This window comes from Acinetobacter corruptisaponis, assembly GCF_030053775.1.
In the GTDB taxonomy this organism is placed as follows: Bacteria; Pseudomonadota; Gammaproteobacteria; order Pseudomonadales; family Moraxellaceae; genus Acinetobacter; species Acinetobacter corruptisaponis.
The window spans coordinates 1502364-1517092 of record NZ_CP125669.1; the positions used below are offsets into that span (position 1 = coordinate 1502364).

General features: G+C 42.8%; 18 protein-coding genes. 6 read left to right on the plus strand and 12 right to left on the minus strand.

Translation table 11 applies throughout. The features are described 5' to 3' along the window. Positions 1–23 precede the first annotated feature (23 nt). Entirely contained in the window at positions 24–641 is a 618-nt protein-coding gene (gene thrH / locus QLH32_RS07130; RefSeq protein ID WP_004678194.1) for a bifunctional phosphoserine phosphatase/homoserine phosphotransferase ThrH, read from the minus strand. Between the two features lie 171 nt (positions 642–812). Between thrH and QLH32_RS07135 the strand changes: the two genes are divergently transcribed. Beyond that, on the plus strand, positions 813–1544 hold the full coding sequence (locus QLH32_RS07135; RefSeq protein WP_283268871.1) for a phosphoadenylyl-sulfate reductase: 732 nt from the start codon (positions 813–815) through the stop codon (positions 1542–1544). A gap of 451 nt (positions 1545–1995) precedes the next feature. Continuing rightward, the gene (locus tag QLH32_RS07140; RefSeq protein WP_283268872.1) at positions 1996–3381 is read left to right on the plus strand and encodes a WS/DGAT/MGAT family O-acyltransferase; all 1386 of its coding nucleotides are present in this window, start codon (positions 1996–1998) and stop codon (positions 3379–3381) included. Positions 3382–3417: 36 nt separating this feature from the next. Here the strand turns inward: QLH32_RS07140 and QLH32_RS07145 are convergent, their stop codons facing one another. The 6 genes from QLH32_RS07145 to QLH32_RS07170 all read right to left on the minus strand — a co-directional run bounded on the left by QLH32_RS07145 (position 3418) and on the right by QLH32_RS07170 (position 8185). Next, positions 3418–3591, minus strand: coding sequence for a PA1571 family protein (locus QLH32_RS07145; protein ID WP_004681609.1), 174 nt, complete (start codon positions 3589–3591; stop codon positions 3418–3420). Positions 3592–3726: 135 nt separating this feature from the next. Continuing rightward, on the minus strand, positions 3727–5181 hold the full coding sequence (gene rng, locus QLH32_RS07150) for a ribonuclease G (protein WP_267982042.1): 1455 nt from the start codon (positions 5179–5181) through the stop codon (positions 3727–3729). Positions 5182–5237: 56 nt separating this feature from the next. After that, entirely contained in the window at positions 5238–5804 is a 567-nt protein-coding gene (locus QLH32_RS07155) for a Maf-like protein (RefSeq protein WP_283268874.1), read from the minus strand. Then, positions 5792–6283 carry a rod shape-determining protein MreD gene (gene mreD, locus QLH32_RS07160; protein ID WP_267982044.1) on the minus strand — a complete coding sequence of 164 codons (492 nt, stop codon included), beginning with the start codon at positions 6281–6283 and terminating at the stop codon, positions 5792–5794. Before mreD ends, QLH32_RS07155 begins: the two co-directional genes overlap by 13 nt. Beyond that, positions 6270–7127 (minus strand): rod shape-determining protein MreC, encoded by an 858-nt coding sequence (mreC, locus tag QLH32_RS07165; protein ID WP_267982045.1) that lies wholly within the window; start codon positions 7125–7127, stop codon positions 6270–6272. The genes mreD and mreC overlap by 14 nt, the downstream gene beginning before the upstream one ends. Positions 7128–7144: 17 nt before the next feature. Next, a complete protein-coding gene (locus tag QLH32_RS07170) occupies positions 7145–8185 on the minus strand; it encodes a rod shape-determining protein (protein ID WP_087546531.1) in 1041 nt (346 codons plus the stop codon). Positions 8186–8318: 133 nt separating this feature from the next. Between QLH32_RS07170 and gatC the strand changes: the two genes are divergently transcribed. The 4 genes from gatC to QLH32_RS07190 all read left to right on the plus strand — a co-directional run bounded on the left by gatC (position 8319) and on the right by QLH32_RS07190 (position 12518). Further along, on the plus strand, positions 8319–8636 hold the full coding sequence (gene gatC, locus QLH32_RS07175; protein ID WP_283268875.1) for an Asp-tRNA(Asn)/Glu-tRNA(Gln) amidotransferase subunit GatC: 318 nt from the start codon (positions 8319–8321) through the stop codon (positions 8634–8636). A gap of 53 nt (positions 8637–8689) precedes the next feature. After that, the gene (gene gatA / locus QLH32_RS07180) at positions 8690–10168 is read left to right on the plus strand and encodes an Asp-tRNA(Asn)/Glu-tRNA(Gln) amidotransferase subunit GatA (RefSeq protein ID WP_283268877.1); all 1479 of its coding nucleotides are present in this window, start codon (positions 8690–8692) and stop codon (positions 10166–10168) included. Continuing rightward, the gene (gene gatB, locus QLH32_RS07185) at positions 10168–11637 is read left to right on the plus strand and encodes an Asp-tRNA(Asn)/Glu-tRNA(Gln) amidotransferase subunit GatB (RefSeq protein WP_283268878.1); all 1470 of its coding nucleotides are present in this window, start codon (positions 10168–10170) and stop codon (positions 11635–11637) included. The genes gatA and gatB overlap by 1 nt, the downstream gene beginning before the upstream one ends. A gap of 71 nt (positions 11638–11708) precedes the next feature. Beyond that, positions 11709–12518, plus strand: coding sequence for an NYN domain-containing protein (locus tag QLH32_RS07190; protein ID WP_283268879.1), 810 nt, complete (start codon positions 11709–11711; stop codon positions 12516–12518). 34 nt (positions 12519–12552) lie between these two features. Here the strand turns inward: QLH32_RS07190 and QLH32_RS07195 are convergent, their stop codons facing one another. From QLH32_RS07195 to QLH32_RS07215, 5 genes are all read right to left on the minus strand, one after another. Then, positions 12553–12717: a toxin-antitoxin system, toxin component, PIN family protein gene (locus tag QLH32_RS07195; RefSeq protein ID WP_283268880.1), complete on the minus strand. Its 165-nt coding sequence runs from the start codon at positions 12715–12717 to the stop codon at positions 12553–12555. Positions 12718–12746: 29 nt separating this feature from the next. Further along, positions 12747–12959: a PIN domain-containing protein gene (locus tag QLH32_RS07200; protein WP_283268882.1), complete on the minus strand. Its 213-nt coding sequence runs from the start codon at positions 12957–12959 to the stop codon at positions 12747–12749. Then, positions 12956–13189 (minus strand): DUF6364 family protein, encoded by a 234-nt coding sequence (locus QLH32_RS07205; protein WP_279959366.1) that lies wholly within the window; start codon positions 13187–13189, stop codon positions 12956–12958. Before QLH32_RS07205 ends, QLH32_RS07200 begins: the two co-directional genes overlap by 4 nt. Before the next feature lie 183 nt (positions 13190–13372). Then, entirely contained in the window at positions 13373–13573 is a 201-nt protein-coding gene (locus QLH32_RS07210; protein ID WP_279959365.1) for a hypothetical protein, read from the minus strand. Positions 13574–13697: 124 nt separating this feature from the next. Then, a complete protein-coding gene (locus QLH32_RS07215; RefSeq protein WP_283268884.1) occupies positions 13698–14702 on the minus strand; it encodes a phage baseplate protein in 1005 nt (334 codons plus the stop codon). Between the last annotated feature and the right edge of the window lie 27 nt (positions 14703–14729).

Sequence of the window (14729 nt, forward strand, 5' to 3'; positions counted from 1 at the left end):
GTTAAAAACAGAAAATCTCAGGTTTATTCTGGAATATTACGCTGAGATACTGAACGAATCGCCTGCTTTAATGCTTCATAACCATGCAGTGGTGGAAACTGTGGAAATTCAGCAATTACATTGTCTGGCGCATCAAACAGGAAACCGTGATCAGCCTCACCCAGCATGGTTGTGTCGTTGTAGGAATCACCAGCAGCAATCACGCGGAAATTCAAACCATGTAATGCTTTTACAGCTTGACGCTTTTGATCTGGTTGACGCAGTTTATAGGCAGTAATCATGCCATTTTCATCTGTCTCAAGCTTATGACAGAAAATTGTTGGCCAGCCTAATTGCTTCATCAATGGATGGGCAAACTCATAGAATGTATCAGATAAGATAATCAGTTGAAAATGGGTACGCACCCATTCCACAAATTCTCTTGCACCCTCAAAAGGCCCCATGTCTGCAATAACGTCCTGAATATCATTTAAACCCAAACCATGTTGTTTAAGGATGTTTAAACGCTGGGTCATTAATACATCGTAATCTGGAATATCACGAGTTGTTGCCTCGAGTTCTTTAATGCCAGTTTTCTTTGCAAAATTAATCCAGATTTCTGGAACCAAAACCCCTTCAAGATCTAGGCAGACGATTTCCATGAATGCTTCCAATGTTGGTTAAAAATTGCTGTATCATACCATTAACATTTTCAATTTTGCGCTGTTGTTGAATAAAACGGTTTTATTCTGCAAGATTAAAACCACAAGCAGGCCAACAGCTTTGCTTATAATGATTTACAATTGTGCCCAAGCCTATCGCCAGGAACATTCATGACTGTTATTCCTACTATTGACCTTGTAGATGCGCTCGTTGCTGAATACGCAGACAAATCGCCACGAGAAATTTTAGAACTCGCACTTAGCCAGCAAGGTGAGATTGCAATTTCATTTTCGGGTGCGGAAGATGTTGTGCTGATTGATATTGCCTCACGTCTTGGCAAACCCTTTCGTGTATTTAGTCTGGATACAGGTCGTTTGCATGCGGAAACCTATCAATTTATTGAAACGGTCCGTAAGCATTATAATATCAATATTGAAATCTGCTTCCCTGAATCCGCAGCAGTACAACAACTGGTTAATGAAAAAGGGTTGTTTAGCTTTTTTGAAGATGGGCATCAGGAATGTTGTGGTGTTCGAAAAGTGCAACCTTTGCGTAAGAAACTTGCCACTTTAGATGGCTGGATTACAGGGCAGCGTAAGGACCAGAGTCCAACCCGCAGTGATGTTCCTGTGGTTCAAGCCGATGTCGGTTTCTCTGGCGAGGGCAAACAACTGATTAAATACAACCCTCTTGCCAACTGGAGCAGCGCGGATGTATGGAGTTACATTCGCATGATGGAGATTCCATACAACCCACTGCATGAGCGTGGATTTATTTCAATTGGCTGTGAACCATGTACCCGCCCAGTGCTGCCAAACCAGCATGAGCGTGAAGGCCGCTGGTGGTGGGAAGAGGCAACCCATAAGGAATGTGGCTTGCATGCGGGCAATCTTAAAAAATAAGCTATAACAGATTTGGTATATAAAAGCCACTGATTCATCAGTGGTTTTATTTTTTCTGACTACTGTGTACAAAGTCATATTTTAACCAGAACAAACCGTATATACTTCACACAACGGTTCAATAATTCTAATAAGAATTATAGGGTCTGCTGACATTTCACAGATGCTTGCGACAGAGGACATTTTTTAGACGGTACAAGGCATGACTTATGAGATTTAGCTATTCTAAATAAATAAGGCATAACGCAGTAGCGGCAAAAAATGTCCCTGTCCCGCAGGGTTATGGCTAAAACTGCCCCAAACTTCGTTATGAAACTTGACAAGGGTATCGCCATTGCCTGCATTTCATGCCTCGTTTGTGTGGTTTTAGCCTATAACGCAAGGCATGGTTGAAACGTCATCAGACCCTACAAGTATCTTATAAAAAATGCAATGAGAGGCTATATCTGCTATGCGCCCATTACACCCAATCGATTTCATTTTTCTTTCCTTAGAGAAAAGACAACAACCTATGCATGTAGGTGGCTTGTTTTTATTTGAGATTCCAGAAAATGCATCGCCTACTTTCGTTCATGACCTGGTTCAAGATATCCGCCAATCAAAAAGTATTCCTGTTCCACCATTCAACAACCAGCTCAATGGGCTGTTTTGGGGAGAGGATGAAGAGTTCGATATTGACCACCATTTCCGCCATATTGCCTTGCCAAACCCAGGCCGTATCCGTGAATTACTGGTTTATATTTCCCAACAGCATAGCTCACTGATTGACCGTGCCAAACCGTTATGGACCTGCGACATTATTGAGGGAATTGAAGGCAATCGCTTTGCCATGTATTTCAAGATCCATCATGCGATGGTGGATGGTGTTGCAGGTATGCGCCTGATTGAAAAATCACTTTCCAAAGATCCAAATGAAAAGCATGTCGTACCATTATGGTGCGTTGAAGGAAAGCGTACTAAACGCTTGAAAGCACCTAAAGCCCCTGCTGTCAGTAAAATCAGGGGAGTTCTGGATACAATTAAATCCCAATGTGAAGTTGCACCTAAAGTGATGCAGGAACTTTCACAAACGCTGTTTAAGGAAATTGGGAAAAACCCTGACTATGTATCAACATTTCAGGCCCCACCGTCAATTTTAAACCAACGTGTAAGCTCTTCCCGTCGTTTTGCTGCACAGTCTTTTGAACTGGAACGTTTCCGTCGTATTGCCAAAACACTGGGCGTCACTCTTAATGATGTGGTATTAGCGGTATGTTCTGGTGCATTACGTGACTATTTGATCAGCCATGACAGTCTGCCAAAAAAACCGTTAATTGCGATGGTGCCTGCTTCATTGCGTACTGATGATTCTGATGTCAGCAACCGTATCACCATGATTCTGGCAAACCTTGCGACCCACATTGCAGACCCGATTGAGCGTTTAGAGATTATTCGCCGTAGCGTGCAGAACTCAAAACAGCGTTTTAGCCGCATGACTGCAAATGAAATCCTGAACTATAGTGCGGTGGTGTATGGACCAGCAGGTTTAAACATCGCGTCAGGAATGCTCCCAAAACGTCAGGCATTTAACCTTGTGATTTCGAATGTTCCAGGCCCACGCGAACCTTTATACTGGAATGGTGCGAAACTTGATGCACTTTACCCTGCTTCCATCGTGATGGATGGTCAGGCACTCAATATCACCATGACCAGCTATCTGGATAAACTGGAAGTTGGCTTACTTGCGTGTCGTAATGCATTGCCTAAGATGCAAAATCTTCTAACCCATTTAGAGGACGAAATTCAGCGTTTTGAACAGGCGATTCAGGACTTGCCAGAACAGAAAGTTGCGAATTAAGTTCGCAGAAAAAATTAAGGGGCTTTACATAGCCCCTTATTTTTTAATTGCACGACAACGTTGTAAAAGCTGATGACAGGCGGAACGGATCATGGCCGTGGTAATCTGGACCTCTTTACCTTGGCTATCAACCATATAGCACGTATTTACAGGGTTACTGTCCAAAACATGCTTAAAACCGTGATTCACTAATCTTTCACTGACATTCATAGTTATATACCTCTTATATTTTGCTAAGACACCAAATAGTGCCTATGGCTCATTTTATTGTTCTAGTATTTAAAATTTGTGATCGAAAGTAAAATTTCAGTTGTAACAAGGCTTAAGCGAAATATTGTTACAACTTTAGCTTAAAATGATATCGTATTGCTCTTGCGTATACAAATTTTCAACCTGAAATTTAATCACGCGATTGATGAAATGTTCCAGATCCGCCACGGCTGGGGCTTCTGCTGTGAGCAGCCGATCAATGACTGCTGGATGCGCAACGACAGTAAAGCCACCCTTGGAATCAAATGCACGGGCATAACGCAGGATTTCTCGAAATATTTCGTAACATACTGTCTCCGCGGTCTTCACATAACCACGCCCCTGACAGGTTGGGCATGATTCACACAGTAAATGTTCCAGAGACTCGCGGGTACGTTTGCGGGTCATTTCAACCAGACCAAGTTCCGAAACCTGAGTAATCTTGGTCTTGGCATGATCCCGTTCCAGCATCTTTTCAAACTGGCGCATCACCTCGTCACGGTGTTCGGCTTCCTGCATGTCAATGAAGTCAATAATGATAATTCCACCAAGATTACGCAAACGCAATTGTCTTGCGATGACCTGTGTGGCTTCCATATTGGTCTTAAATACCGTGTCCTCCAGACTCCGCCCACCGACGTAGGACCCCGTATTGACATCAATCGTGGTCATGGCTTCGGTCTGGTCAATCATCAGGTAACCACCAGACTTGAGTGCCACCCGAGTCTGCAATGCTTTCTGTAGATCATCCTCAACGTTGTATAAGTCAAACAGTGGTTTTTCGCCAGGATAATGAATCAACCTATCCTGCATACTTGGCATAAATTCATCAATGAACTCTTGTAGCTTGCCGTAGATTTCCCGTGAATCGACATAAATTTTGGCAGTTTGTTCACTGGCGAGGTCACGAACCACTCGACGTGGTAAAGGTAATTCCTCAAAGATCAGGGATGGGACAATGGTACTTTGCTGGGTACGTTGAATATATTCCCAAAGCTTGGCGAGATAGCACATATCCTGCACAATCGCCGCTTCATCCACGCCCTCTGCGGCGGTACGCACAATCACACTGCCTGGTAACTGGTGCTCCGCCTGAATACGCTCAATCATGCTGCGTAAACGGTCACGTTCCTCTTCGGACTCAATGCGCTGGGAAACCCCAATGTGGTTGCCAAAAGGCATCATCACCAGATAACGGGATGGGATGGAAAGGTCCGTACTGAGTCGGGCACCTTTAGTGCCAAGCATGTCTTTCATGACTTGAACCGTCAGGATTTGCCCTGGGTGTAGTAACTCAAAAACGTTGGGAGTTGGCTGTGAACGTGGCCACACCATATCATTGATATGTAGAAAAGCGGTACGGGATAAACCAATATCAACAAAGGCAGCCTGCATTCCTGGCAGTACCCGCACCACCTTGCCTTTGTAAATATTACCCACTAAACCGCGCTTTACCGTACGCTCAACGAATAATTCATTAACCGTTCCATTTTCAATCAAGGCCACGCGACATTCCATCGGTGTGACGTTAATCAGCAATTCTTCTGCCATAACCAACTCAAAATTTTATAAAAATTCTTATATCCGAAAGTGTCAGCCTGGTAATTTTATACTGAGGCCTTAACGCTTTCTAATAACTGTACTGTCTCATATAAGGGTAAGCCTACAACATTACTGTAACTTCCCCGAATCTGTGGAATATATTGCGCAGCAATTCCCTGTATCGCATAGGCACCTGCCTTGCCAATGGGTTCGCCAGTAGCCCAGTATTTTTCCATTTCTGCATGACTCAAACGCTGGAACTCAACCTGGGTACGCACTACGGTGCTCAAGATTTTCGAGCTGCTTGCCACACAGATTCCAGAGTAGACATCATGCCATTGTCCAGAAAATGCTGACCAGATTTCAAAGGCATGCTGCTTTGACTCTGGCTTTCCAATAATTTCTCCAGCACAACTTAAACTGGTATCCGCTGCAATCACAATCGCTTCAGGGTATTGGTTTAAAACAACCTGAGCCTTGTCCCTCGCCAAACGTTCAACATACTGTTCAACAGTTTCACCGTCCTGCACAGCCTCATCAACATCTGGACTATAAATATCAAAGTCCAGACCGAGTTGCCTTAACAGCTCCTGCCGACGGGGTGAGCTTGATGCGAGAATTATATGCGCCATTTATGTAAACAATAATAAACCAGAGGCCACGTCACGATACTGGTCAGCACCGGCTGCCAATGACGTGCAATCGAAAAATGTGTCCCTGCAATGGTCTGGCTAATCCACAGAAAAATGATATGCGTCACAATCGCAATCACCGCAATCACCCATGAATTTCCAAAAGTGAGGATACGGCGTTCACGAATAAAATAACGTGTCGCAAAGGTAATAAATACAAAACTCAGTGCATTTAGACCGAAAGGTGCATCCAGCAGTAAATCAACGAACAGTCCCATGCCGAATGCAAACCAGACCCCACACCAGACAGGCTGATAAAGAATCCAGAACAGCATGATCATCAGCATCACTGATGGGCGCCAGCCTGAAGCTTCATAGGCCATTGGGTAGACCATCAGGATTGATCCGATCACGATGGAAATGATGATCATCCAAAGCGGGTCTTTGCGCTTCTCATAATTCAGCTTAGCGATCGGCATAAGGCTGCTCCTGCGCCAAGGATTCAGAGAACAGCACCACCACATGATGACCACTTGCAAGCTGGGCCGCTGGTGTCACATCAATTTCGGCAAACTCACCCGAAGTATGACGGCTCACCTTAGACACAGTTCCCACTAAATAACCCGCTGGAAAATGTTCGCCCAAGCCTGAACTAAACACCTTGTCCCCCACCTGAATATTGGCACTGGTGGGTACATACTCCATTTTGAGCTGTCCCAAATCACCTGTACCCGAGACGATTGCACGCATCCCCGTACGCTCCAAACGTACAGAGAGGGAGTGTTCCTTATCAGACAGCAACATCACCCGAGAACTGTGCGGATAGACACTAATCAACTGCCCCATAATGCCTTTATCATCCAGAACAGTCTGGCCCACCTTTAAATGGTCCAATGAACCACGGTTGATAATGATGATATGGCGTAAAGGGTCAGCATCGGTTCCAATCACTTCCGCAATCTGCATACGGCCATCAATAATCAATGGCGTATCCAAAAGCCCTCTTAAACGGTTATTTTCCGCAGAGAGTTCTGAAAGTTTTTGTAGACGAACCTGTGCCTGTAAGAGTTCAGCCTGCATCGCAGTGTTTTCACGGCGCAACTGGGTTTCAGATTTGGTCTGTTGGTTCAGCCATTCTCGCGACAGTACAGGATAGCTCGCCAGCGCATAAATCGGATTATACGCGGCGTACAAAACATCCCTTGCAGGTTGAATTACATAAGGCATGCGCCAGTCAAAGAAAAGCACCACCAGGCATGTAATGACCGCAATGATAAACGAGCGAAAAGATGGCGGTTGTCTTGAAAAAAGATTCGGTTGCACCGCCTAGTCCTTATGGTTTAACCAACGAAAAGCATGTCATGGTTTGGGTTGTCAAAGAACTCTAAGACTTTACCGCCACCACGGGTGACGCAGGTTAAAGGATCATCCGCAACAATCACAGGCAAACCCGTTTCCTGGGCAAGCAGTTTATCGAGGTTACGCAACAACGCACCACCACCCGTCAACACAATACCACGCTCTGCAATATCCGAAGACAGTTCAGGCGGGGTTTGTTCAAGCGCGGATTTCACTGCACTCACAATACTTTGTAAAGGATCAGAAATCGCCTGGGTAATTTCATCAGAAGTTACGGTAATCGCACGAGGTACACCCTCTGCCAGATTACGACCACGCACTTCAATCTCAAGGGTCTTGCCATCAGCAATCGCCATACCCACTTCTTTCTTGATCACTTCGGCTGTAGTTTCCCCGATCACACAACCGTGCGCCTTACGAACGTAGTTGATGATTTGCTCATCAAATACATCACCACCGATACGGAGTGAATCTGCGTAGACACAACCCTGTAATGAAATGATCGCGATCTCGGTCGTACCACCACCCACATCCACCACCATCGAACCACATGCCTGTTCAACTGGCATACCCGCACCAATTGCGGCAGCCATCGGCTCTTCGATCAAACGCACATCACGCGCGCCTGCATTGAACACAGCCTCACGAATTGCACGACGCTCAACCAATGTTGATTTACATGGCACACAGACCACAACACGCGGTGCTGGTGGAAATAAACGCTTTTCATGCACCTTACCAATAAACTGGTTCAACATGGTCTCAGTGACTTCAAAATCGGCAATCACACCGTCTTTCATCGGACGAATCGCTGAAATATTCGCTGGTGTACGGCCTAACATTTGTTTAGCATCAATTCCTACAGCCGCCACAATTTTTTGTGAGCCACTGTGACGAATGGCCACAACTGTTGGTTCATTTAATATAATGCCACGGCCTGGTGCATAAATAAGGGTATTTGCAGTACCTAAATCAATGGCTAAATCCGGCGAAAACAAGCCAATTAGTCGTTTTAGAATCACGGGGGCGTTCTCAATTAAACTTTGTGTGAATACAAGGTGGCAACTTTAACGAAATGTGATGCTTTGAACAAGTCAATCGCTTATTATAACGCACGATATTTTGCAATTTTTTGATACTGAATTAGGTAAAGTTATGTCTACATCATCAGATGCTCAGCAGACGACGGACTTAAATGCACAAACCGTTTCAGGGATTGCGCATCTTGCCCGTTTATCCCTAGATGAAACGCAATCTGCTGAATATGCTCAAAGTTTAAATAAAATTCTTGGCATGATGGAAAGCTTGAAAAACATTAATACCGATGATGTTGAGCCTTTAAAAAGCCCATTTGACAATCCACAGCCTTTACGCGCCGATGTGGTGAGTGAAAGTAATCACCGTGATGAATATCAAGCGGTCGCCCCTGCAACAGAAGCAGGTCTGTACCTTGTACCTCGCGTAATTGAATAAGATTTATTCGATTAGTCAATATTTTATATTTAGAATGTAAAGAAATTTTTCATATGACAGATTTACATCGCTTATCAATCCGTGAACTTTCCGAGGGCTTAAAACAGGCCCAGTTTTCATCACGTGAATTGGCCGAACATTATTTAAAACGTATTGCCCATATTGACCCAAAAGTAAAAAGTTATGTGACAGTCACCGCAGAACAGGCACTTGCTGAAGCTGATGCGGCTGATGCGGTGCTAAAGTCAGGCAATGCACATGCACTAGCGGGTATTCCGCTGGCACATAAAGACATTTTCTGTACCCAAGGCATTAAAACCACTGCGGGTTCAAAAATGCTGGATAACTTCATTTCACCTTATGATGCAACTGTGGTTGCCAAAGCCAAGGCTGCGGGTCTTGTGACTTTAGGCAAGGTGAACATGGACGAATTCGCCATGGGTTCAACCTCTGAAAACTCTTACTTCGGTGCAACCTCCAACCCTTGGGCGCTTGATCGTGTTCCTGGGGGATCGTCTGGTGGTTCTGCTGCGGCTGTGGCTGCGGATTTAGCACCGATTGCGACAGGCACAGATACAGGCGGCTCTATTCGCCAGCCTGCCTCATTCTGCGGCTTAACAGGCTTAAAACCGACCTATGGTCGTGTGTCTCGCTTTGGTATGATTGCCTATGCATCCTCTCTCGATCAAGGTGGTCCAATGGCACGTTCTGCGGAAGACTGCGCTTACCTGATGAATGTGATTGCGGGTCATGATGCCAAAGACTCTACTTCGATCAATAAAGAAGTTGATGATTATGTTGCCAACTTAAATGGCACAGCAGTCAAAGGCTTACGCATTGGTATTCCAAAGCAATACTTCAATGTTGCTGGTTTAGATGCGGATGTAAAAGCACGCGTTGAAGAATCATTGAAAAAGCTTGAGGAAATGGGCGCAACCTTGGTTGAGATTGATCTCAACATGACTGAAGCCTATGTGCCGACTTATTACCTCATTGCTCCTGCGGAAGCATCTTCCAACCTGTCTCGTTACGATGGCGTTCGTTATGGCTATCGCTGTGAAAATCCAAAAGACATTTTAGATCTTTATAAACGCTCACGCTCTGAGGGTTTTGGTGCGGAAGTGCAACGCCGTATCCTGATTGGGACTTACGCCCTTTCTGCGGGTTATTACGATGCCTATTATGTCAAGGCACAAAAAGTACGTCGTCTGATCCAGCAGGATTTTCTAAAAGCATTTGAAAATGTTGATGTGATTGCTGCACCATCCGCACCAACCACGGCGTACAAAATCGGTGCCAACCTCAGCCCGACTGAAATGTATTTAGGCGATATCTATACGCTTGCGGTGAACCTGGCAGGTCTACCAGCGATCAACGCTCCTGTTGGTTTTGATCAAGACAGCTTGCCTGTGGGCTTACAGTTGATTGGTAACTATTGGTCAGAATCACAATTGCTTTCAATTGTGCATCAATATCAACAACATACAGACTGGCACACCAAACGTGCGGCAATTGCTGAGGAGAATGCATAATGGCTGAAGCTCAAAAGTTAAAGTTAATTGACGGTTGGGAAGTCGTTATCGGGATTGAAATCCACACTCAGTTGGCGACAAAATCAAAAATCTTCTCAGGTTCATCGACTGAATTTGGTCAAGACCCAAACACCCAAGCCAGCCTTGTTGATTTGGCAATGCCAGGTGTCTTGCCAGTATTAAATGCAGAAGTGGTTGATCTTGCGATTCGTTTTGGTTTGGGTATTGATGCCTATATCGACCAAGCGTCTGTGTTTGCACGTAAGAACTACTTCTATCCTGACTCTCCGAAAGGCTACCAGATCAGCCAGATGGACAATCCAATTGTTGGCTTGGGTCATATCGACATCCAGCTCGAAGATGGCACAACCAAACGTATTGGCGTGACCCGTGCCCATCTTGAAGAAGATGCAGGTAAATCGGTCCATGACCAATTCGAGGGCATGTCGGGTATCGACCTGAACCGTGCTGGCACGCCTTTACTTGAAATCGTGTCTGAACCTGATATGCGCTCGGTTGAAGAAGCGGTTGCCTATATCAAGGCGATTCACACGCTTGTGCGTTGGTTAGGTATTTCTGACGGCAACATGGCTGAAGGCTCATTCCGTGCCGACTGTAACGTGTCATTACGTCGTCCAGGTCAACCTTTCGGTACTCGTTGCGAATTAAAAAACCTCAACTCATTCCGTTTCATTGAGCAAGCGATCAATGTTGAAATTGAACGCCAAATGGACATTTTGGAAAGTGGCGGTTTGATTGACCAAGAAACTCGTTTATTTGACCCGAACAAAATGGAAACTCGCTCCATGCGTTCCAAGGAAGAAGCAAACGACTATCGCTACTTCCCTGACCCTGACTTGTTGCCTGTGATCATTGCCGAGGCACAAATCAAAGCAGCTTGTGCAGCACTTCCAGAGTTGCCTGCGGCTCGTCGTGCTCGTTTCATCGCTGACTTCGCTGTGACTGAGTACGATGCACATGTATTGACGCTATCTCGTGAAATGGCTGATTTTTATGAAGCAGTTGTGGCTGCATCTGGCGGTGCTGCGCAAGGTAAAGTCTCTGCAAACTGGGTAATGGGTGAATTCTCAGGTGCCTTAAACAAGGCAGGTCTGGAATTGGCAGACTCCCCTGTTTCTGCTGAGCAGTTGGGCGGCATGATTGCACGTATTGTGGATAACACCATTAACGGTAAAATTGCTAAGCAAGTGTTTGGCTTTATGTGGGAAGCAGAAGGAAAATCTGCCGATGACATCATTGCTGAAAAAGGCTTAAAGCAAGAAACCGATACAGGTGCGATTGAAGCGATTATCAAAGAAGTGCTTGCAGCCAATGAAAAAATGGTTGAAGAGTACAAGTCTGGTAAAGAAAAAGCCTTTAATGGTCTGGTTGGTCAAGTCATGAAAGCTGCAAAAGGTAAAGCCAATCCTGCTCAAGTCAACGAGTTGATGAAGAAATTGATTAGTTAACTTATTAGCCAATTTATTGATTTCATGCTATAAAACCTCGTATTAATACGGGGTTTTATTTTGAGAAAATAATGGCTTTAAAAACAATATTCAATGTAAGTGAAGAAAAAACAGCTAAACTTGCTGTATTGATTGATGCAGATAATGCCTCAGCAAAAGACATTAAAAATATTTTAGATGAGTTAACGAAATACGGTGAAGCCACTGTAAAAAGGATTTATGGAAATTTTGTTAATCAAAATGGGAGCTGGAAACAAGCTATTAATGATTTAGCGATCAAGCCAATGCAACAATTTGCCTATACCACAGGAAAAAATGCCACTGATGGTTTTATGATTATTGATGCAATGGATTTACTCTATACCAATCGTTTTGATGGCTTTGCACTCGTTTCCAGTGATAGCGATTTTACTGCTTTAGCCATTCGCATTAAAGAGCAAGGTGCCACAGTTTACGGTTTTGGAAAAATGCAAACTCCCGAAGCTTTTAGAAATGCTTGCTCACATTTCACTTATGTGGAAAATTTAAGAGATGATGAGGAGATTGCAGTAATCTCCCAGCAGAATAAACCACAAACAAATATTAAAATCACAGACAAAGAAATTGAAAAATTAGAAAAGACTCCTGTCATAGCATCTAGCCCCCATCCTGAATTGCCATTGTCCACAATCAAACAAATTTTTGATAATCAAGACACGGAATGGATTACTGTTGCCTCTTTAGGTTCTCAATGGAAATTATTACAAAATGATTTTGATACAAGAACATACGGATTTAAACGCCTGAATGATCTAGTTAAAGGTTTCCCTGAAATATTTGATTACGATGAGCGTATGCTGGAAAATGGGCATAAACATTTATATATAAAATTAAAATCTTAAACTTATAAGGGTTTAGACTTTATAATCTACACCCTTAATCTATAAAAATACTTGGTAAAACCACTTTTAACTCAGCAAATTTGTAATCCTGAATATTTCGAGTGACAATCATCGTACAGCCAAAACTTAAAGCAGCAAAATATTGGATAATATCTTCAAAATCAGTAAATTTAGAATCTAAAGCTTTGCTAATACCCATATGATCAACAGGAATAATGACTAAAAATTTTAAAAGTTGTCGGATACAAAACGAGCTGTCTCATCGCCGCCCAATTTACGCAAAATATAATAAATATTGGCAACACTATTCGATGAAATACAGCCTGTAAAAATCCCACTTTCACATAAAGCCAAAACCTGTTGACTTGCTTCAACAAAAGGCTGACGGGCTAGAGCAACATCCAAAATCACATCAGAATCAATAAAAATACGCTCACTCATAGATGCTTTTCCAAACGTGCATCTGCGAGTAATTCTTTATAATCCTGCCCATTATCCTGTGCTGCAAACATTCCTGTTAAATACTCAGTAATAGGAGCTTGAATCTCATTCACTCTGTTTGATTGTGCTGAAATACGATCCAAATAAGCTTCAACTAAACTGGAAGCACTTTGCTGGTGTTGCTGTGCATAATTCTTTGCTCGTTCAATCACATTTTTATCAATAGACAAGTCAGTTTTGCTTGCATAACCTCACCCCTATACGTATTATTTTTTAGCAAATCATTTTCATTGATGAAGAAAAGTGAATTGATTATTCCCCTCTTGACACGCCCAACTTATTCCAAATCTCAAGTGTTAAAAAGACATCAACAAAATTCCAGAAATATAAGCATTCTTTTTGTACCACGGCAGCTATCTAATTACCGGCTCATCTCTGTAAGTTTCAGCTATTAAAACTTTGGCCTGTTTACAGAATTGATCTTGCTCAGTTTGGCTGAGTTGCACTTTTTTAAATTCCAGAATCTGTAAAGGGGCAGCAAAAGCCGAGGTCGCCAGACAGCCCAAAATCCCTGCAAGCATGACATAGCCAAATATCATTTTATTTTTAACCATCGGATTTCCTTAGGTTATTTCTATATAATCAAGGAATCATTTAATAATTTCTTCAATTTGATCTGGTTACCATTGAAATATCTGATTTCACTTGACTATCAAACTTTTAGAAACATATATAACATCAATTGTTGATCGGAACTTTATATACAATAGCGAGTCGTTTAGTTTTATCACCAACAGCAAACATTACTAAAAGTTGCTTATGCAATATATCAATAGCTAATCCCTCAGGCTCCCAATGCCCCTCTCTCCCATAAGATAAACGATCATATTTTCCTAAAGTCAACTGATCCAGCTTTTGTATTAATTTTCCATCTATAGAATAAACATATAAACGCTTATTATCGGAATTCTGATCTCCAACTCCACCACTTAACAAATAGATATATTTTCCATCCGAAGTCATGGCTTGAAATGCATATTTATTTTTGATTAAATCAGAGTCAATTGACCACTCATATAAATAAGACTGACTTAGATCCGTACCATTTTCTAATTTAACCTTAGTTAAATCAAAAACTCGCATTACCTCTTGTTTATTTTTACGTGAGCGTACAATTAGATATCTAGCATCTGGGGTAATCACAGGCATTGTATAGCCACTTTTTTTATAATTTTTATCAAATAATTGCACAGTTCTTACATTTTTAGGCTCCCCATTTGGAGAATAATTAAAGCCAATAATTTTCCAGCTTGCATCTGTGATACTTGCTCCTGCTGATGCCCAAATTAAACCATTTCGAGGGTCAACCGTGATTCCCTGATGCCCAATAATATCTGTTGGCGATTGATTATCCTGAGCAGTGATCTGTGCTGGACTTAAAGAGTTAAAATTAAAACGATTAACCACCCCTCGATTAGGCTGACCAACAACATGTAAGGAATATAATAATCCTTTAGTTGAATCTACAGCTATCCCTTGTACAACATTATTCTTACCTTTTCCCTTGCGAATCAAGGTGACAATATTCATATCTGAAACCTTGCCGACCTTATTATTTACTGCAATATCCTGCTGTAACACTCCTGCATCCAATGGAAATGACGGAGTGGTCTTTGCCTGAAGTGGTGTAATACTCAAAGGAATAAGCACTAACCATAATATTTGATAAAATTTAGATTTCATTAAAAATTCCCGTTCAATTTAACTTTC